The 16619-nt window shown below is 61.2% G+C and carries 19 protein-coding genes and 2 pseudogenes; 15 read left to right on the plus strand and 6 right to left on the minus strand.

Annotated elements, in window-relative coordinates; translation table 11 throughout:
* Positions 1 to 43: 43 nt before the first annotated feature.
* Entirely contained in the window at positions 44 to 931 is an 888-nt protein-coding gene (yghX, locus tag HJC00_RS05885) for a YghX family hydrolase (protein WP_210632389.1), read from the minus strand.
* Positions 928 to 1125 (minus strand): hypothetical protein, encoded by a 198-nt coding sequence (locus tag HJC00_RS05890; protein WP_221163749.1) that lies wholly within the window; start codon positions 1123 to 1125, stop codon positions 928 to 930. Before HJC00_RS05890 ends, yghX begins: the two co-directional genes overlap by 4 nt.
* Positions 1126 to 1217: 92 nt before the next feature.
* On the opposite strand from HJC00_RS05890, the gene HJC00_RS05895 reads away from it, so the two are divergent.
* The 6 genes and pseudogenes from HJC00_RS05895 to HJC00_RS05920 form a co-directional block, all read left to right on the plus strand.
* Positions 1218 to 2375, plus strand: a complete 1158-nt coding sequence (locus HJC00_RS05895; protein WP_210632390.1) for a Gfo/Idh/MocA family protein — start codon at positions 1218 to 1220, stop codon at positions 2373 to 2375.
* A gap of 13 nt (positions 2376 to 2388) precedes the next feature.
* Complete coding sequence (locus HJC00_RS05900; RefSeq protein ID WP_097601388.1) at positions 2389 to 3273, plus strand: carbohydrate ABC transporter permease; 885 nt, start codon at positions 2389 to 2391, stop codon at positions 3271 to 3273.
* Positions 3270 to 4127 carry a carbohydrate ABC transporter permease gene (locus HJC00_RS05905; RefSeq protein ID WP_004672438.1) on the plus strand — a complete coding sequence of 286 codons (858 nt, stop codon included), beginning with the start codon at positions 3270 to 3272 and terminating at the stop codon, positions 4125 to 4127. Before HJC00_RS05900 ends, HJC00_RS05905 begins: the two co-directional genes overlap by 4 nt.
* A gap of 73 nt (positions 4128 to 4200) precedes the next feature.
* Positions 4201 to 5406, plus strand: a complete 1206-nt coding sequence (locus tag HJC00_RS05910) for an ABC transporter substrate-binding protein (protein ID WP_210632663.1) — start codon at positions 4201 to 4203, stop codon at positions 5404 to 5406.
* A 153-nt stretch (positions 5407 to 5559) separates the two neighbouring features.
* Complete coding sequence (locus tag HJC00_RS05915; RefSeq protein ID WP_221163750.1) at positions 5560 to 6693, plus strand: ABC transporter ATP-binding protein; 1134 nt, start codon at positions 5560 to 5562, stop codon at positions 6691 to 6693.
* Positions 6692 to 6875, plus strand: a pseudogene (locus HJC00_RS05920) (aminoglycoside phosphotransferase); the annotation flags it as partial. The gene HJC00_RS05915 and the pseudogene HJC00_RS05920, both read left to right, overlap by 2 nt.
* Before the next feature lie 9 nt (positions 6876 to 6884).
* Here the strand turns inward: HJC00_RS05920 and HJC00_RS05925 are convergent.
* Positions 6885 to 7469, minus strand: coding sequence for a helix-turn-helix domain-containing protein (locus HJC00_RS05925; RefSeq protein ID WP_221153387.1), 585 nt, complete (start codon positions 7467 to 7469; stop codon positions 6885 to 6887).
* Between the two features lie 160 nt (positions 7470 to 7629).
* Between HJC00_RS05925 and HJC00_RS05930 the strand changes: the two genes are divergently transcribed.
* The 5 genes and pseudogenes from HJC00_RS05930 to HJC00_RS05950 form a co-directional block, all read left to right on the plus strand.
* Positions 7630 to 8115 carry a fasciclin domain-containing protein gene (locus HJC00_RS05930; RefSeq protein WP_210632393.1) on the plus strand — a complete coding sequence of 162 codons (486 nt, stop codon included), beginning with the start codon at positions 7630 to 7632 and terminating at the stop codon, positions 8113 to 8115.
* 28 nt (positions 8116 to 8143) lie between these two features.
* Positions 8144 to 8368: a DUF378 domain-containing protein gene (locus HJC00_RS05935; RefSeq protein WP_221145157.1), complete on the plus strand. Its 225-nt coding sequence runs from the start codon at positions 8144 to 8146 to the stop codon at positions 8366 to 8368.
* Positions 8369 to 8428: 60 nt separating this feature from the next.
* Entirely contained in the window at positions 8429 to 8917 is a 489-nt protein-coding gene (locus tag HJC00_RS05940; protein WP_210632395.1) for a TspO/MBR family protein, read from the plus strand.
* Positions 8914 to 9423: a hypothetical protein gene (locus HJC00_RS05945; RefSeq protein WP_210632396.1), complete on the plus strand. Its 510-nt coding sequence runs from the start codon at positions 8914 to 8916 to the stop codon at positions 9421 to 9423. The genes HJC00_RS05940 and HJC00_RS05945 overlap by 4 nt, the downstream gene beginning before the upstream one ends.
* A gap of 13 nt (positions 9424 to 9436) precedes the next feature.
* A pseudogene (locus tag HJC00_RS05950) lies at positions 9437 to 10013 on the plus strand (TOBE domain-containing protein); the annotation flags it as partial.
* Positions 10014 to 10069: 56 nt separating this feature from the next.
* On the opposite strand, the gene HJC00_RS05955 reads toward HJC00_RS05950, so the two are convergent.
* The 3 genes from HJC00_RS05955 to HJC00_RS05965 are packed head-to-tail and all read right to left on the minus strand — an operon-like array spanning position 10070 to position 13159.
* On the minus strand, positions 10070 to 11170 hold the full coding sequence (locus HJC00_RS05955) for a D-TA family PLP-dependent enzyme (protein WP_210632397.1): 1101 nt from the start codon (positions 11168 to 11170) through the stop codon (positions 10070 to 10072).
* Complete coding sequence (locus tag HJC00_RS05960) at positions 11171 to 12646, minus strand: M81 family metallopeptidase (protein WP_221163751.1); 1476 nt, start codon at positions 12644 to 12646, stop codon at positions 11171 to 11173.
* Between the two features lie 30 nt (positions 12647 to 12676).
* Entirely contained in the window at positions 12677 to 13159 is a 483-nt protein-coding gene (locus HJC00_RS05965) for a hypothetical protein (protein ID WP_210632399.1), read from the minus strand.
* 110 nt (positions 13160 to 13269) lie between these two features.
* Here HJC00_RS05965 and HJC00_RS05970 point away from each other — a divergent pair, with 110 nt between their 5' ends.
* From HJC00_RS05970 to HJC00_RS05985, 4 genes are read left to right on the plus strand one after another with little or no spacing between them, the layout of a single operon-like run.
* The gene (locus tag HJC00_RS05970) at positions 13270 to 13659 is read left to right on the plus strand and encodes a RidA family protein (RefSeq protein ID WP_071091593.1); all 390 of its coding nucleotides are present in this window, start codon (positions 13270 to 13272) and stop codon (positions 13657 to 13659) included.
* 22 nt (positions 13660 to 13681) lie between these two features.
* Positions 13682 to 14545, plus strand: coding sequence for a MurR/RpiR family transcriptional regulator (locus HJC00_RS05975; protein WP_210632400.1), 864 nt, complete (start codon positions 13682 to 13684; stop codon positions 14543 to 14545).
* A 25-nt stretch (positions 14546 to 14570) separates the two neighbouring features.
* Complete coding sequence (locus HJC00_RS05980) at positions 14571 to 15347, plus strand: SDR family oxidoreductase (protein WP_210632401.1); 777 nt, start codon at positions 14571 to 14573, stop codon at positions 15345 to 15347.
* Positions 15348 to 15356: 9 nt separating this feature from the next.
* Positions 15357 to 16580: an MFS transporter gene (locus HJC00_RS05985; protein WP_221145170.1), complete on the plus strand. Its 1224-nt coding sequence runs from the start codon at positions 15357 to 15359 to the stop codon at positions 16578 to 16580.
* Positions 16581 to 16619 lie beyond the last annotated feature (39 nt).

Genomic DNA, 16619 nt, shown 5'->3' on the forward strand with positions numbered 1-16619 from the left:
CGGGAACGCCTCCCCGCCGCCGGATCACCAAGCCGCTGCATTCTCAAGCGAGGTATTTGGTAAACCAGTCGACCGTCCGCTGCCAGGCCAGCTTGGCCGCCGCCTCGTCGTAGCGCGGCGTGGTATCATTGTGGAAGCCGTGATTGACGTCGGGGTAGATATAGGCCTCATAGGTTTTTCCCGCGGCTTTCAGCGCCGCTTCATAGGCCGGCCAGCCTTCGTTGACGCCCGTGTCCAGCCCGGCATAGTGGAGCAGCAGCGGCGCCTTGATCTTCGGCACGTCTTCGGCGCGCGGCTGCCGGCCGTAGAACGGCACTGCTGCGGCCAGTTCGGGATAGGCGACCGCCGCGGCATTGGCCACGCCGCCGCCGTAGCAGAAGCCTGTTATGCCGACCTTGCCGGTGGTGAGGTCACCCTTCATCAGGAACTCGACCGCCGCGAAGAAGTCGTTCATCAGCTTTTCCGGATCGACTTTCTGCTGGAGCTCCCGCCCCTTTTCGTCATTGCCGGGATAACCGCCGACCGAAGTGAGGCCGTCGGGCGCCAGCGCGATGAAGCCGGCCTTCGCCACGCGCCGCGCCACATCCTCGATATAGGGGTTGAGGCCCCGGTTCTCGTGCACGACCACGACGGCGGCGACCTTGCCGGTGGCGTTTTTGGGGCGGACGAGATAGCCGCGCACATCGCCATTTCCTTTCGGCGAGGGGTAGGTGATGTATTCGGCGGCGATATCCGGATCGGTGGCCTCGACCTGGGTCGCCAACGCATAATTCGGGCTCAGCGACGCCAGGATGGCGGCCGCGGTCACGCCGCCGACGGCGAATTTGCCGGCGCGGTCGAGAAACTCGCGCTTGGTGATCCTCCCATGCGCGTAGTAATCATAGAGTTCGAGCAGTTCCTGTGGGAAATCCTTGGCTGTCATGCGGGTCATGATGGCTCCTCCTGGCCTCCGGTTCCCATCCATCCTACACAGGCCAGCGTGCTCGACTTTTCAACATTTCGCGAGTTCTGCGTGAGCTTGCCGGCGAAATTGGCGTCAGTTGCAACCATTCGGCGCTTCCGCATCCGGTCGTCGACCGCATGAAAATCAAAAGCCGCCTGCCGGTTTATGAAAATTAATTTCATGGCCGTGGCGTGAGGCCCGTTTTCTATTGACGCCCTCCAATTTTTGTCTCAACTTAAAGAAAATAAATTACTTAGTTGGGAACTTGATCGGCATGAAAGTGGGCATCATCGGGCTCGGATTCCGGCTCGGCTACCTCGGCTACGTCTTCAAGGCGATCGATAGCAGCTTCGACATCGTCGGCTACGTGGATCCGGATCCCGCCGGCCTTCCCGGCTTGACGGAAAAGGGTATTTCCGCCGGCAAGGCCTATGGTACGCCGGAAGAGCTGCTCGCCTCGGAAAAGCTCGATCTGCTGATGATCGGTTCCCCCAATCACCTGCATCTCGACCACATCCGGCTCGGGCTCCAGTCCGGCCTCAAGGTGTTCTGCGAAAAGCCGATCGTCACGACCATCGCCGAGAGCATCGAGCTTGCCCATCTCCTGGCGAAGTTCGGCCACGAGCGGCTGATGGTCGGTCTCGTGCTGCGTTATTCGCCTCTTTATAAGGATCTGCGCGCCATCCAGGCCGAGGGCAAGCTCGGCCAGATCGTGTCGATCGAGGCTTCCGAACATATCGAGCCCTATCACGGCGCCTTCTTCATGCGCGACTGGCGCCGCTATGAGCGCTATTCCGGCAGCTTCATGCTGGAGAAATGCTGCCACGACCTCGACCTTTACAATGGTGTCGTCGGTGCGCGGCCGGAGCGCGTCGCCAGTTTCGGCGGCCGCAAGAGCTTCATTCCGGCCAACGATCCGACGCGCGAGGGCATCAACGACCTCGAGCTTTTCCATCGCAAGCCGAGTGGCTGGATGGGGTCGGACAAGGTGTTCGACAGCGATGCCGATATCATCGACTATCAGGTGGCGATCGTCGAATATGCCAATGGCGTCGGCATGAACTTCCATACCAATCTGAACGTACCCGACCAGTTCCGCCGCTTCGCCATCATGGGCTCGCGCGGCATGGCCGAAGGCGATTTCGTTCGCGGCTATCTCAACGTGCACGAACAGCTGACCGGCAACAAGGTGGTCGCAAACACTTATGCTGCAACCGAACTGTCCCAGCATTACGGCGCCGACGAACAGATGGCGAGCGACCTCCTGGAAAGCGTGCGCACCGGCCTCGAGCTTCCGGTTTCGACGCTGAATGCGCTCGAGGCCGGCATCCTGGCCCTTGCCATGGACGAAGCGAGGATGAAGAAATCGGTCGTCGACCTGCGTCCCGTGTGGGACCGCTTCGACGAGGCCCTTCACGCCAGAGCGGCTTGAGGAAGGCGGCAAGATGAGTGTTCAAAGAAGCGCCTTCATCTTCGCCTGGATCCTTCTTCTTCCGGCCGTTCTTTATGTCCTCGCCATCGTCGCCTATCCCCTCGTCGATACCTTCATTCTCTCCTTCACCGATGCGTCGCTGAAGAAGACCACCAATTGGGTCGGCTGGGTCAACTATGAGAAGATCTTCAACGCCACATTTGCGGAGGTCATTCTCCGAACCTTCGTCTGGACCTTCTTCTCCGTCGCGCTGAAAATGGTGATTGGCACATTCGGCGCCTGCATGCTGAATGCCGCCGTGCCGGGCCGCTCGCTGTTCCGGCTTTTGACCATGCCGCCATGGATCGTGCCGATGGCGATCGGCATCTTCATGTGGGGCTGGATGTATAATGGCCAGTTCGGGATGATCTCGGGCCTGTTGCAGCGCTTCGGCCTCGTCGACGGCCCGGTCGCCTTCCTCGCCTATGGCAGCACCGCCTTCTGGGCGACGATCGTTACCGACGTGTGGATCGGCGTGCCGCTGGTGACGATCTATTTCCTGGCGGCGATCCAGTCCATTCCGAAGGATCTCTATGAAGCCGCCTGGACCGATGGCGCCGGCCGCTGGTACCGCTTTCGCCGCATTACCCTGCCGCTGATGGTGCCTGCCATCATCACCATGTCGATGCTGTCGCTGATCGCCACCTTCAACTCGTTCGACATCATCTGGATCCTGACGCAGGGCGGTCCGAGCGGCGAGACGACGACGATGATCATCGACACCTATCAGACCGCGATCGGCTCGAAGAAATACGGCGAAGGGGCGGCGCGCGCCGTCCTGATCTGCATCTTCCTGTCGCTCTTCTGCTTTGCCTATTTCCGTGTCACCCGCCGCCTCAACCCGGAGAAGCGCGCATGAGCAGTGCCGCCATGATCGACCGTTACCGCTGGTGGGAAATCATCCTGATCTATTGCGGCATCGCGGTGTTCCTGTTCTTCGTGCTGGCGCCCTTCGTCGAGGGCTTTCTCGTATCGCTGAAGCCGCTTGCCCAGCTTTTCTCTTCGCCCTATCGCTTCTGGCCGGAGAACGGCTCGTTCGAAGCCTACCGGACGATGTGGATCAGCGTGCCGGGTTTCGGGCGCTATATCTTCAACTCCTTCTTCATTTCGATCATCGTCACGCTGATCGTGCTCTGCCTCGTCATTCCGGCGGCCTATGCCTTCGCCAAGTTCGAATTCAAGGGCATGGGCATCCTGCTCGGCGCCTTCCTGACGGTGAACATGTTCTCCGGCGCCGTGCTGCTCATCCCACTCTTCCGGCTGATGCGCAGCATGGGCGTGCTCAACACCTATCTCGCCATGATCGTGCCTGGCGTCGCCTTCCTGATCCCCTCGGCGATCTGGCTGCTACGCACCTATATGATCCGCATTCCCCAGGAGCTCAACGAAGCTGCCTTCATGGATGGCGCCAGCCACTTCTACACGCTGCGCCGCGTCATCCTGCCCATCGCGATGCCGGGGATCATCGTCGTCGCCATCACCACCTTCATCGGCGCCTACGCCCAGCAATTCATCTTCGCGCTGACGTTCAACTCGAAGAGCGAATACATGCCCTTGCCGGTGGGGCTCTTTGCTTACTTCGGCAAGCAGGAGGTCATCTGGAACGAACTGATGGCGGCTTCCTTCGTCGGCATCGCGCCGGCGATGGTCGTCATCTTCTTCCTTCAGCGTTACCTCGTCGGCGGTCTGACCGCCGGTGCGGTGAAACAATAAGAGCAATAATCAGTGAACAGCTAACAACCACATTGGGAGTCACAACGTGAGCATAGCAATCAAGACAGGCCTTATGGCGCTCGCCCTGCTCGGTTCGACGGCATTGACCGCGGTCACTGCCCATGCGGCCGACAAGGAAATCAGCTGGATCTATTGCGGCGACACGATCGATCCGGTCCACACCAAATACATCAAGCAGTGGGAAGAAAAGAACGCGGGCTGGAAGGTCACGCCTGAAGTCGTCGGCTGGGCGCAGTGCCAGGACAAGGCAACGACGCTCGCCGCCGCCGGCACGCCTGTTGCCATGGCCTATGTCGGCTCGCGTACGCTGAAGGAATTCGCCCAGAACGACCTCATCGTTCCGGTGCCGATGACCGACGACGAAAAGAAGGCTTATTATCCGCACATCGTCGACACGGTGACCTTCGAAGGCAACCAGTGGGGCGTTCCGATCGCCTTCTCCACCAAGGCGCTCTACTGGAACAAGGATCTCTTCAAGCAGGCCGGCCTCGATCCCGAGAAGCCGCCGAAGACTTGGGCCGAAGAAATCGAGATGGCCAAGACCATCAAGGAAAAGACCGGCATTCCGGGCTTCGGTCTCTCCGCCAAGACCTTCGACAACACCATGCACCAGTTCATGCATTGGGTTTACACCAACAACGGCACGGTGACGGATGCTGAAGGCAAGATCACGCTCGACAGCCCGCAGATTCTCGCCGCGCTGAAGGCCTACAAGGATATCGTCCCCTACTCCGAGGAAGGCCCGACGGCCTATGAGCAGAACGAAGTCCGCGCCATCTTCCTCGACGGCAAGGTTGCGATGATCCAGGCAGGATCCGGCGCTGCCTCCCGCCTGAAGGAAACCAAGATCAACTGGGGCATCACGACGCTGCCGCTCGGTCCCGACGCCAAGGGCCCCGGCACGCTGCTGATCACCGACAGCCTGGCGATCTTCAAGGGCTCCGGCGTCGAAGACAAGGCGACGGAATTCGCCAAGTTCATCACCTCGCCGGATGTGCAATCGGAGTACGAGCTGCAGGGCGGCGCCGGCCTCACCCCGCTGCGGCCCTCGAAGAAGGTTGACGAGTTCGTCGCCAAGGATCCCTATTGGAAGCCCTTGATCGAAGGCATCGACTATGGTGGTCCGGAACCGCTCTTCACCGACTACAAGGGCTTCCAGAACTCGATGATCGAGATGATCCAGTCGGTCGTCACAGGCAAGGCCGAACCGGAGGCCGCGCTGAAGAAGGCGGCTGGCGAAATCGAAGCCTTCAAGTAAGCTTGCTTCGCGCCTTGGGATCGTGGAGGCAACAATCCGCGATCCCTTCCCTGCAGCGTCACGCGTCTTGTCGGATGCGTAACGCTGCAGCACCTTGCCTGTGCAGTAATGATGATCGAACGTGCGACAAAGGCAGCCGGCGGAGACAGATTTTTGGGACAGCTTCTTCTCAACAAAGTTCAGAAGTTCTACGGCGATTATGAAGTGCTGAAGGGCGTGCAGCTCGAGGTGAGGAATGGCGAGTTCGTCGTCTTCGTCGGCCCCTCCGGCTGCGGCAAGTCCACGCTGCTGCGGATGATCGCCGGTCTCGACGCGACGACGGCAGGCGACATCATCATCAACGGCGTCAGGGTCAACGACCTGCCGCCGGTCAAGCGCGGCATCGCCATGGTCTTCCAGTCCTACGCGCTCTATCCGCATATGACTGTCTTCGAGAACATCGCCTTCCCGCTGCGCGTCGAGAAGATGGATGAGGCAAAACTCAAGGCCAAGGTCGAAAACGCCGCCCGCATCCTGCACCTCGACCAGCGGCTGCAGCAAAAGCCCGGCATGCTGTCCGGCGGCCAGCGCCAGCGCGTGGCGATCGGCCGCGCCATCGTGCGCGAACCGAAGATCTTCCTGTTCGACGAGCCGCTGTCCAACCTCGACGCGGCGCTGCGCGCCGACATGCGCATCGAACTTGCCAAGCTGCACCGGGCGTTGAAGGCGACGATGATCTATGTGACGCACGACCAGGTCGAGGCCATGACCATGGCCGACCGCATCGTCGTGCTCGACGCCGGCAACATCTCCCAGACCGGCGCGCCGCTGGAGCTCTATCACAAGCCCGCCAACCAGTTCGTCGCCGGCTTCATCGGCAATCCGAAGATGAATTTCCTGCCGGTGTCCTGCAAGGGTGTCAGCGCCAACGGCGTCGAAGTGGATTACAAGGGGCAGACGGCCGTTCTGCCGGTGACGCCGCGCGACGGCATGGTCGGCAAGACCCTGACGCTCGGGATCCGGCCGGAGCACATCCAGCTCAACGGCGGTGACATCGTCTTTACCGTGACGCCGACGGTCATCGAACGCCTCGGCGCCAATACTGTCGCTTACGCCTCGCTCAACGGCGAGGCGGAAAATTTCTGCGCCATGCTGCCCGGCAGCGTCGGCATTCGTCCCGACGCACCTGTTTCGACCGGCATCAACGCCGCCGATTGCCATCTCTTCGACGAGGCGGGGATTGCGTTTGAGCGGCGGGTGGAATTGACGGAAATCGATATGAACGTGATTAATCCGACGGCGGCTTGAGCTGATCCAATACCTCGACAGTGAAGCATGCACGTTCCAGCGCCAATCCCGACGACCGACGGCCAGCTGTTCGCGAGCGGTCTGGGGTGATGAAATACATGGAGGGCGGACCGCCCGAGACAGGGTCCGACTGGCGTCGCATGGCCTACACGCTCCGCGAGCTGCATCGGTTGACACAGGGCAGCGGCCGCCTAGGGAGAAATCACAACAAGAGCCGTCGAGATTGCCTCGCCTTCCCGGCGGTAACTGTGCGGAACGCTTGAGTCAAAATACATAGCGTCGCCCGCATCCAGCGCTGTCTCCTTGCCGTCCACAATGACGAAAAGCCGACCGCTGAGCACGTAAATGAACTCGGCGCTGCCATGTTGATGCGGCTCCGAGGGCGGCGAATCGAGCGGGAACTCGGCGTAATACGCCTCCATACGGCGGTCGGAAGCGGGATAATCGAGGCTTTCGAAGAGGAAGGCTGGGTTCTTTTCGCCCGGCGGGCTTGGAAGTTTGAGACGCTCGTGCTTTCGGACGACCGCGATGAGCGGCTCCTCCTTGTCGGATTTGAAAAAGTGATCGAGGCCGACCCCGAAAACCATCGCGATCCGAAGCAGCGTGGGCAGCGTCGGAAACATCTGCCCGCGCTCGATCTTCGAAAGCATCGCAGGCGAGAGCCCTGTATGCCCCGCCAGCTGCACCAGCCCCAGCTTCTTTCTCAGTCGCAGAGTCTTGATACGCGGGCCGATCGCGTAGCGCTGAAGCTCATTGGACAGCGTGTCGGAGAGCACTCGTAAACTCCTTTTCGTTACGGGAAACTATCATAACGATAATTTTCATTACAATATAATTCTGTTTCCGCTCACGAAAATTTGAGTGGCAATAAAATCTGTGTTCTCCAAATGAAAGATGCGAGGTGCAACGCGCACCTGTCATCGAGAGGAGAATGACATGAAGTTGAGAAGCCTTTTAGTCGCTGCAGCAATCACGCTCGGCAGCAGTTTCAGCGGGGTCGCCGCGGAGAAGGATGTCGTCGAAACTGCCGCGGAGGCGGGTAAATTCAAGACGCTGGCGACCGCGCTCGAAGCGGCAGGCCTGGTCGCCACTCTCAAGGGAACGGGTCCGTTCACGGTCTTTGCTCCGACCGATGAAGCCTTCGCCAAGTTGCCGGCCGGTACCGTCGAAAACCTTCTGAAGCCAGAAAACAAGCAAAAGCTCACCGCGATCCTCACCTACCATGTGGTCGCGGGCAAGATGATGGCTAAGGACGTGGCGGGTATCGATGAGGCGAAGTCGGTCAATGGCAAAATGATCGACGTCAACGTCGAGGGCTCCACCGTCAAGGTCAACGACGCCGCCGTCACCGCCGCCGACATTGCTGCCTCCAATGGTGTCATCCATGTCATCGACAAGGTGATCGTGCCGCCGGAAGGCTGACCCTCGTCCCCTCAACTGGAGAAGAACCATGAAGTTCATCAACATACTAACGCTCATCCTCGTCATCGTAGGCGGCCTGAACTGGGGGCTGGTCGGGCTATTCGGCTCTGACCTCGTGGCCGCCATTTTCGGGGCCGGCTCGGTTATCGCCCGGATCGTTTACGTCCTGGTGGGGCTGTCAGCCGCCTGGCAGGTCATCCCGCTGTTTTCTGCAATGGGTTCCGGCGAGTTCGCTGCTCGCCAAAACCAATAGGGCCTTTGGAGGGACCCGCTTGCCGCGTCGGCGGCTCCCTCCACCTTTTGTCGGATGGACATGCATTCCCTTCTTGTGATGGTCGCCTTTCAGGCCGTGAGCTTTGCTGCGGCGGCCACCGGCGTGATTTTTCGGCCAGGCGACTGGTACAAGCAGCTCGACAAGCCAGGATGGCGCCCGCCCGATTGGCTGTTCGCCCCGGTCTGGACGGTACTCTATGCCTCGATCGGACTGTCGGGCTGGCTCCTGTGGCTGGAGGCAGGCATTGCCGGTGCAGCATTCCCGCTCAGTGTCTATGCAGTCCAGCTTCTGCTCAATGCTGCGTGGTCGCCGATCTTTTTTGCCCTTCACCGACCCGGGCTGGCCGCGGTGGAGATCATGCTCCTTTGGAATGCGATCCTGGCGACGATCATCCTGTTCTATCCCGCGAATTCGGCTGCTGCCCTGCTCCTTGTTCCTTACCTCACGTGGGTGAGTTTCGCGGCGGCACTCAACGTGTCCATCTGGCGGCGTAACCGCCCGAAACCGCTGTCGGAGGGCGCCCGATGAAACCCCAGTGGATCGTCGTGAATGATGGGATGCAGCAAGGCTACCGATACGCTCTCGCTGCACCAAGTGGCCGCAACTTTCATCCCGACTTCCGGCCAGAGCTGACCCCCGCCGAGATGCTTGCGCTCGGCGTGTTCGGCGGCAAATACATGACCGATTGTCGTAACGAATTCCCGGCAAGCTGGTTTGCAGAGGCCCGTCTATCGCCGCTGCGAAAGGATCCGTCACTGAATTGCTTCGGTGTCGACGCCAGCCAACCCCTTAGCGTCTGGCGAGCCAAGGGATGGATATATCCCGACGATCCGCGTGGCTGGTTCCAGTGGTACTGCCGCTATTATCAAGGTCGCCGCATGCCCGGCGAGGACGAGCGACAGATCGCCCGCTGGAAAGCCATTCGCCGCCATGTCGCTCAGCTTCGCCGAGCCTGCGAGCCTGGAGATTGTTGGTGCCGGCCGCGCCAGCGCCAGGCTCTGCTGCATTGGGCATATGACAGCCGCTCGATCTAACGGCCGCTGCTGCGCCGATGTGCGCATCGAGCTTGCCAAGCTGCACAGGGCTTTGAAGGTGATGATGATCTACCTGACGCACGACCAGGTCGAAGCCATGACAATGGCTGACCGCATCGTCGTGCTCGACGCCGGCAATATCTCGCAGACCGGCGCGCCGCTCGAGCTCTATCACAAGCCGGCGAACCAGTTCCTCGCCGGCTTCATCGGCAACCCGAAGATGAATTTCCTCCCCGCGACCTGCATGGCGTCAGCGCCGCCGGCGTCGAAGTGGATTACAAGGGGCAGACGGCCGTTCTGCCGGTGACGCTGCGCGACGGCATGGCCGGCAAGACCCTGACGCTCGGCATCCGCCCGGAGCATATCCAGCTCAACGGCGGCGATATCGTGTTCACCGTGACCCCGAGGGTCATCGAGCGCCTTGGCGCCAATAGGGTCGCTTACGCCTCGCTCAATGGCGAGGGAGAGAATATCTGCGCCATGCTGCCTGGCAGCGTCGGCATCCGCCCCGACGCACCTCTTTCGACCGGCATCAATGCCGCTGATTGCCATCTTTCGACGAGGCCGGCATCGCCTTCGAGCGGCGTGTAACCGCAGGAATTTTTCGTCATGGCCTTCCTCAATTCGCCCTCAACCGGAAACGCCCCTACCAGACAAGACCGCGAGCCGCGACCTCTTCGACGCGGGTCACCACGCCAGCCCGATGAAACACCATCGTATCGAACAGGTTGGACACCACGCAGGTGTGGTTCGGGATGATGAAGAGCTTTTCGCCGATCTGCGGCCGGGGGCCGGTGCAGTTCGACAGATCGATCACGCCGTGTTCTTCCGAGAGGCTGGTGATGCGTGCCTGGGGATAACCGACGATCAGGCCGTAATCGCTGAAGCCCTGAAGATCCGATGTCAGCGCCTTTGAGCCGGCATCGATGACGGCGCGGTCGGCGTTCGGGCGTGACACGACCGTTGCCAGCACATGCATGGCGCAATCGTCCTCGGTGCAATGGCCCATGCGCACCATCTGGCGGTCGTTGTAGATATAGGTGCCGGCGCGGTGTTCGGTGGCCGATGCGACGAGATGCGCCTCGAACAGGCTTGGCGTTCCGCCATTGCTGACGATCGGGCAGGTTATGCCTTCGGATTGCAGGCGGCTCACTGTTTCGGCGATGAAGGCTTCCACGGCGGCGGCCGATTGCGGCTTCGGGTAGGTGACGATGCCGCCGAAGGTGAGGCCGTCGGCTGCGGCTATGCGCTTGGCGAGCGAGGCTGCTTCCTCCGGCGTCTGCACGCCGCAGCGGCCGGCGCCGGTGTCGCACTCTACAAGCACCGTCAGCGGCTTATGTCCGGAAAAATGTGCGGCGAGCCCGTCGACCGTCACTTCGCTGTCGGCGACGACTTTCAGGGCTGGAATGCGCTCGTTCAGCCTGGCCAGGCGCTCGAGCTTCTGCTGGCCGAGGATGTTGAAGGTGATGAGGATGTCGCCGAAGCCGGCTTCGGCAAAGACCTCGGCTTCCGTCACCTTCTGGCAATTGATGCCCTTGGCGCCGGCGGCAACCTGCGCGACGGCGAGCGCCGGAATCTTGTGCGTCTTGATATGCGGGCGGAAGTTCAGGCCGTGCTCGTCCATATAGGATTGAACGCGGGCGATGTTTGCAGCCAGCCGGTCTTCGTCGATAATAGGGCGCGGCGTCGAGAGATCGGCGATCCTCTCCCCTGCCTTGGCGACGACGGCGAAGCTGTTGTCATGCATCTAGGCGGCTCCGCGTTGTAGCCCGTGTGGATCGGCCACGATCGGCCAGATGGTCTTCGGCGCTCGCCGGTACGGCGTCGTCGCAGGATTATTGGGATAAGGCGTTCCGGCGGAGCAGTAAAGGATTTCCGCGGCGATCCTCGAGAAGGACGCGAAGAAGTGGTTGGTGGATTTGATCACCAGGATCTTCTGCTTCGTCGGATCGATGCCCATCACCGAAAACAGGCTCGGATCGAAGCTCTGGGCGCGCGTCGAATTCAGGATGATGTCGATGCCGTTAAGCACGATATGGGCGGCATCGCCGAAGGGCACCAGGCTCTCGCCGAACCGCATCTCGGCATTCCTGACCAGCTTGACGATCTTGACGGTGCCGTCGATCGGGTTGCCGGTGCCGGGCGCCGACTTGGCGCCGAAGCGCAGCGGAATTTCCGCGCCCTCGCCTGCCGCAAAGCAAATCTGGACGGCCATCGGATCCCAGATGGTGCCGACCGCCGCACTCGTGACGCCGCGGGCCATCAGTTCTGCGAGAATAACAGTCGCATCCCCTGCCGTGCCGCCACCCGGATTGTCCCAGACATCGGCGATGACGACGGGCCATGCGGTTGCGGCGATTGCGCGCGCGACGGCTTGCCTCTCGTCGATTTGCGGCACCATGAAGGTGCCGCGCTTGGAAAACAGTTCGAGGCCGAGTTCGCGCGCCAGCGCCGCGCCCTTTTCCGGTCTGTTGTCGGTCACGACAAGCAGCTTCGTTCCCATTTCGGGAACGTCGCCGACCATGAAGCCGTGGACCACCGAAATCGACAGGATCTCGGGGTCGTCCTTTTCGATCTGCATGATCTTGTCGACGAAGGAGCGCATGGGTTCGCGCGAGGTCGGGAAGACATCGATCATCCGGCAGTCGAACACCGACATGACCGGCTTCACCCGGCCTTCCAATGTGTCGACGGTGATGCGCCAGAGGTCCTCGGCGCGGTCGACGAAGTCGGTATGCGGAAATTCCTTGAAATAGACGGCGAAATTAAGTGCGGCGACGCGTTTTGCCGTGAGATGGCTGTGTGGGTCGAGTTCGGCTGAGATGAGCACGTCAGGTCCGACGATCTCGCGCATGCGCTGGAGAAGATCGCCTTCGGAATCCTCATATCCCGCCGCCACCATGGCGCCATGCAGGCCCATGACGACGGCATCGACAGGCATTGCCGCCCGGAGTTGGCCAAGGATTTCGTCGCGCAGTTCCTCATAGGTGGCCCGGTTGACGAGGCCGGCGGGGTCGGCCCAGGTGGCGGTTCCCTCGATCAGCTCCCATCCCTTCTCTTTGGCGACGCGCCTGCCGACGGTGATCGGCGCGGTGCAGAGCGTCGGCGTTTCGGGATGCTGGCCGGGCGGGGCATAGAGTGAGGCTTCGAAGGCGCGGCGATCCACGCAGATCGGGGAGAAGGTGTTGGTCTCGGTCGCCAGTGCTGCCGTGAAAATGCGCAAGAAAGTGGCCTTCTTCTTATCGGCTCCGCTTCAACCCATCGGGTTCGGCAGGTAGCCGGTGAAACCTGAGATCTTCCAGCGTCCCTCGTGCAGCCTGCAATAATAGAGTGTCTGCCATTGCAGGACATCGCGGGTGCCGTCCGCCTTGGTAATGCCGCCGTCGAATTTCTTGCGAACCAGCGCCGTGTCGCCTTCGATCTCGATATCTTCGAGCGTCGTCGTGGTGAAGATCGCTGTGCGCGCATCTTCAGCGAAGCTCTGTTTGGCGAAATCCTCCGCCTGCCTCAGCCACTCGTCGCGATAGGCTTTGAGCGTCGGGAAAGCGAGCCGCCATTTGTCGGGGTTTGTCTCCTTGCGGCCATCGATGCCGATGAAGCCATCTTCCACGAAGTCATGCTCCACCATCGACCAATCAGCGGCCAGAAAGGCATCGATATCGCGGGGAACGAGCATCTCCCAGATCGCGTGGCGGGCGCTATCGGATGGGAAAGGATTCTGGAATGGATCGCGCATGGCTGCCCCGGATTGAAATTCTTTTCATAAAACGCGTTTTTCACTGGTCAAATTCTGCTTTCTATGGTCACTTGTCAACTTATCAAGAAAATAATTTGCAAGGACTTTGAATGCCAATCAAGCGCTATGGCACTGTTCAAACCGGCGCCGGCGGCAAGGCGCTGCCTTTCGCGCGCGCCGTCGAAGCTGACGGATGGCTCTATGTTTCCGGGCAGGTTGCGATGGAAGATGGCGAGATCATCGACGGCAACATCATCGCCCAGACCCACAAGACGATCGCCAATGTTCTGGATATCCTCGAGGAAGCCGGTTACGGCGTCGAGGATGTCGTGCGCGTCGGCGTCTGGCTCGATGATCCCCGCGACTTCTGGACCTTCAACAAGATCTACCAGGAATATTTCGGCGAGCATCCGCCGGCGCGCGCCTGTGTGCAATCGTCGATGATGGTCGATTGCAAGGTTGAGATCGATTGCGTGGCCTATAAGAAGAAGGGCGCGTAGCGAACAATCGGAGGGAGGCGGTTTGGATATCTTTTCGACATTGCAGGAAGATAAGAGCCGGCTTTCTCCTTCGGAAAACCGCATCGCGGAGATCATCGTCAACGATTTCGAGTTTGCGGTGAATGCCTCGATCATCGAGCTCGCCGAACGCGCGGAGGTCTCGCCGCCGACTGTCACCCGCTTCTGCCGGCGGCTCGGCTGCGAGAGCTTTTCCGATTTCAAGGTGCAGCTCGCCCGCACCGCCCATATCGGCGTGCGCTATCTGAAGCCGGAATCGAAAAGCACCGATCCGGCCGATGTCGCCCAGGATATCATCACCAAGGCGCAGAACGCGCTCTTCCTCCTGCACCGCTCGCTCGATCTCGCGGCAATCGAAGCGGCCGTTTCGTTCATCGCCAAGGCCGATATGATCTATGCCTTCGGCTCGGGCGGCAATTCGTCGATGATCGCCGACGAGCTGCAGAACCGCCTCTTCCGTCTCGGGCTTCGCATCACCGCCAGTTCCGACCACAGCATGCAGCTGATGATGGCGGCCGCGGCCAAATCGGGCGACGTGCTGATCGGCTCGTCCTTCTCCGGGCGCAATATGGAGCTGGTGCGGGCCTTCGAGCTTGCCCGCGACACCAAGGTGAAGACGATCGCTTTGACCCAGACGGAGAGCCCGGTTGCCAAGGCCGCCGAAATCGTCGTGCCGATCGATCTTCCCGAGGGCAACAATATCTATCGCCCGACTTCGACGCGCATCGCCTACATCGCCATGGTCGATATTCTGGCGAGCTTGGTTGCCTACGCCGTTCAGCCGAAAGCGACGGTGACCCTGCGGCGCATCAAACAGCAGCTCGTCCTTCACCGGGACGGCGACGACCGGCAATTGCTTGGAGACTGAAGCATATGAACGGGAGCGACAATCAATGACTCAATCGATCGCCATCGTGACGGGCGCTGCAGGCGACATCGGCGCGGCGATTGCCGCGCGTCTCGCCGAGGACCATGATGTCGTTCTGCTTGCCGATATCGATGCGGCTGCTGCCGCCGCCGCGGCTTCGAAACTCGGGCCGGCGGAGCGTTTCGTCGCCGTCTGCTGCGATGTGACCAGCGAGGCGAGCATTGCCGAATTGGCAGAACGCGCTGCCGGCAGCGGCGTCGTCCGAACCCTCGTCAACAATGCCGGGGCCGCCCGCGCCACCAGCCTGCACGAGACGACGCCCGAGATCTGGCGGGCCGACAATGCGCTCAATCTCGAAGCGGCATTCTTATGTTTCCGCGCCTTCGAACCGATGCTGAAGACCTCCAAGGGTTCGGTCGTCAACATCGCCTCGGTCAACGGCCTGCATGTCTTCGGCCATCCGGCCTATAGCGCCGCCAAGGCAGGCCTCTTGCATTTCACCCGGCTGGTCGCCGTCGAATATGGCAAGTTCGGCATCCGCTCCAATGCGGTGGCGCCCGGCACGGTGAAGACGCAGGCCTGGGAAGCGCGCGCCGCCGCCAACCCGAACGTGTTCGAGGAGGCGCGCCGCTGGTACCCTCTGCAGCGCGTCGTCGATCCCAAGGACGTCGCCAATGCCGTGGCCTTCCTTGCCAGCCCATTGGCCGCGGCCATTACGGGCGTCTGCCTGCCCGTCGATTGCGGCCTGACGGCCGGCCAGGCCGAGCTGGCGCGAACCTTCTCGCAATCAGAACATTACTGACCGAGATAGATGCGCCGCCTCTTTCCCGACGTCTTCCGCAATCCGGCAATCCGCGCCAGCATGATCGCCATATTCACTTTCGGAATGGCGGGGGCGATGACCGCGCCCTATCGCTCGATCGTCGGCATCCGCGAGTTGGGGCTGAGCGACGGTCTCTATTCCATCCTGGCCTTTGCTTCGGCGGCGGTGAACGTGGTCGTCAGCGTTCTGCTCGGCAATCTCGCCGACCGGCTGGGCGAGTACCGTTCGGCGATGATCGGCGCCTGCATTTTCGGCATCGTCGGCTACGGCGTGGTCTATGCCTTTCCGAGCGCGGCCGTCTTCGTCGGCAGCGCGCTGCTGCCACTTCCGATCTACGGCGCGCTGAATTCACTGCTTTTCGCCAATGCGCGGGCGGCGATGCAGGGCATGAACCGGGAGGACATGGTGACGGCGAACTCGGGCGTGCGCGCCATGATCTCGCTATCCTGGGTGCTGATCCCCGGCATGACTGGCCTTCTGCTTTCGGGCGCATCGAGCATGCTGCCGGCCTATCTCTTTGCCGCCCTCTCCTGTCTCTTATGCCAGGGCATCATCCTCTTCGCCCTGCCGAAGCGCGCGGCAACGGAGATCGACACCATCGACCATCTTTCCCATCTCGGCGCCCTGCGGCAGGTGATTTCGCCGGGGATTTCGGCGCACATCATCGGGGTGGCGCTGATCACCAGCACGCTGCATCTCAACGATGCGCTGCTGCCGTTGATCGCTACCGGCGCGGCGCATGGTGCACTCAGCGATGTCGGCATTCTGGTCGGGATCGTCGCCTTGCTCGAGATCGTCTTCATCATCGTCTGGTCGCGGATAGCGCGGCAGGCCGGTCAGATGACCGCGCTTGCCGCCGGCACGATCGTCTATGCCGTCTTCCTCGGCCTTCTCGGCTTTGCCTCCGCGCCGTGGCATCTCTACGCGCTCACCTTGCTCGCCGGTATCGGCGCGGCGGCGATCATCAGCATCCCGATCACCTATCTGCAGGATCTCATCGCCGACCGGCCGGGGCTCGGCAGTGCACTAATCTCCGTCAACGTCTTTGCGAGTGCGGGCATCGGGGCGCTGGTCTTTGCCGCCGGCACCTATGTGACCGGATACTCCGGGACCGCCATGCTGAGCGCCGTCACCGGATTGTCGGGGATTACGATCCTCGGCCTGCTGCAGCGACGAAATGCCGTTGCGCCTGTCGACGCCGAGCTTCGATAAATCAGGCGAAGAATCCCGCTTTCATCGCCATCCGTCTTG

The organism is Rhizobium sp. NLR22b (genome assembly GCF_019685295.1).
Lineage (GTDB): Bacteria > Pseudomonadota > Alphaproteobacteria > Rhizobiales > Rhizobiaceae > Rhizobium.

Excerpts from the sequence above, each read along its gene's own strand:
- HJC00_RS05980 (WP_210632401.1), top strand. The coding sequence starts at position 14,571 with ATGACTCAATCGATCGCCATCGTGACGGGCGCTGCAGGCGACATCGGC.
- HJC00_RS05955 (WP_210632397.1), bottom strand. The coding sequence starts at position 11,170 with ATGCATGACAACAGCTTCGCCGTCGTCGCCAAGGCAGGGGAGAGGATC.
- HJC00_RS05945 (WP_210632396.1), top strand. The coding sequence starts at position 8,914 with ATGAAACCCCAGTGGATCGTCGTGAATGATGGGATGCAGCAAGGCTAC.
- HJC00_RS05970 (WP_071091593.1), top strand. The coding sequence starts at position 13,270 with ATGCCAATCAAGCGCTATGGCACTGTTCAAACCGGCGCCGGCGGCAAG.
- HJC00_RS05900 (WP_097601388.1), top strand. The coding sequence starts at position 2,389 with ATGAGTGTTCAAAGAAGCGCCTTCATCTTCGCCTGGATCCTTCTTCTT.
- HJC00_RS05905 (WP_004672438.1), top strand. The coding sequence starts at position 3,270 with ATGAGCAGTGCCGCCATGATCGACCGTTACCGCTGGTGGGAAATCATC.
- yghX (WP_210632389.1), bottom strand. The coding sequence starts at position 931 with ATGACCCGCATGACAGCCAAGGATTTCCCACAGGAACTGCTCGAACTC.
- HJC00_RS05965 (WP_210632399.1), bottom strand. The coding sequence starts at position 13,159 with ATGCGCGATCCATTCCAGAATCCTTTCCCATCCGATAGCGCCCGCCAC.
- HJC00_RS05930 (WP_210632393.1), top strand. The coding sequence starts at position 7,630 with ATGAAGTTGAGAAGCCTTTTAGTCGCTGCAGCAATCACGCTCGGCAGC.
- HJC00_RS05935 (WP_221145157.1), top strand. The coding sequence starts at position 8,144 with ATGAAGTTCATCAACATACTAACGCTCATCCTCGTCATCGTAGGCGGC.
- HJC00_RS05940 (WP_210632395.1), top strand. The coding sequence starts at position 8,429 with ATGCATTCCCTTCTTGTGATGGTCGCCTTTCAGGCCGTGAGCTTTGCT.
- HJC00_RS05895 (WP_210632390.1), top strand. The coding sequence starts at position 1,218 with ATGAAAGTGGGCATCATCGGGCTCGGATTCCGGCTCGGCTACCTCGGC.
- HJC00_RS05985 (WP_221145170.1), top strand. The coding sequence starts at position 15,357 with ATGCGCCGCCTCTTTCCCGACGTCTTCCGCAATCCGGCAATCCGCGCC.
- HJC00_RS05890 (WP_221163749.1), bottom strand. The coding sequence starts at position 1,125 with ATGAAATTAATTTTCATAAACCGGCAGGCGGCTTTTGATTTTCATGCG.
- HJC00_RS05910 (WP_210632663.1), top strand. The coding sequence starts at position 4,201 with ATGGCGCTCGCCCTGCTCGGTTCGACGGCATTGACCGCGGTCACTGCC.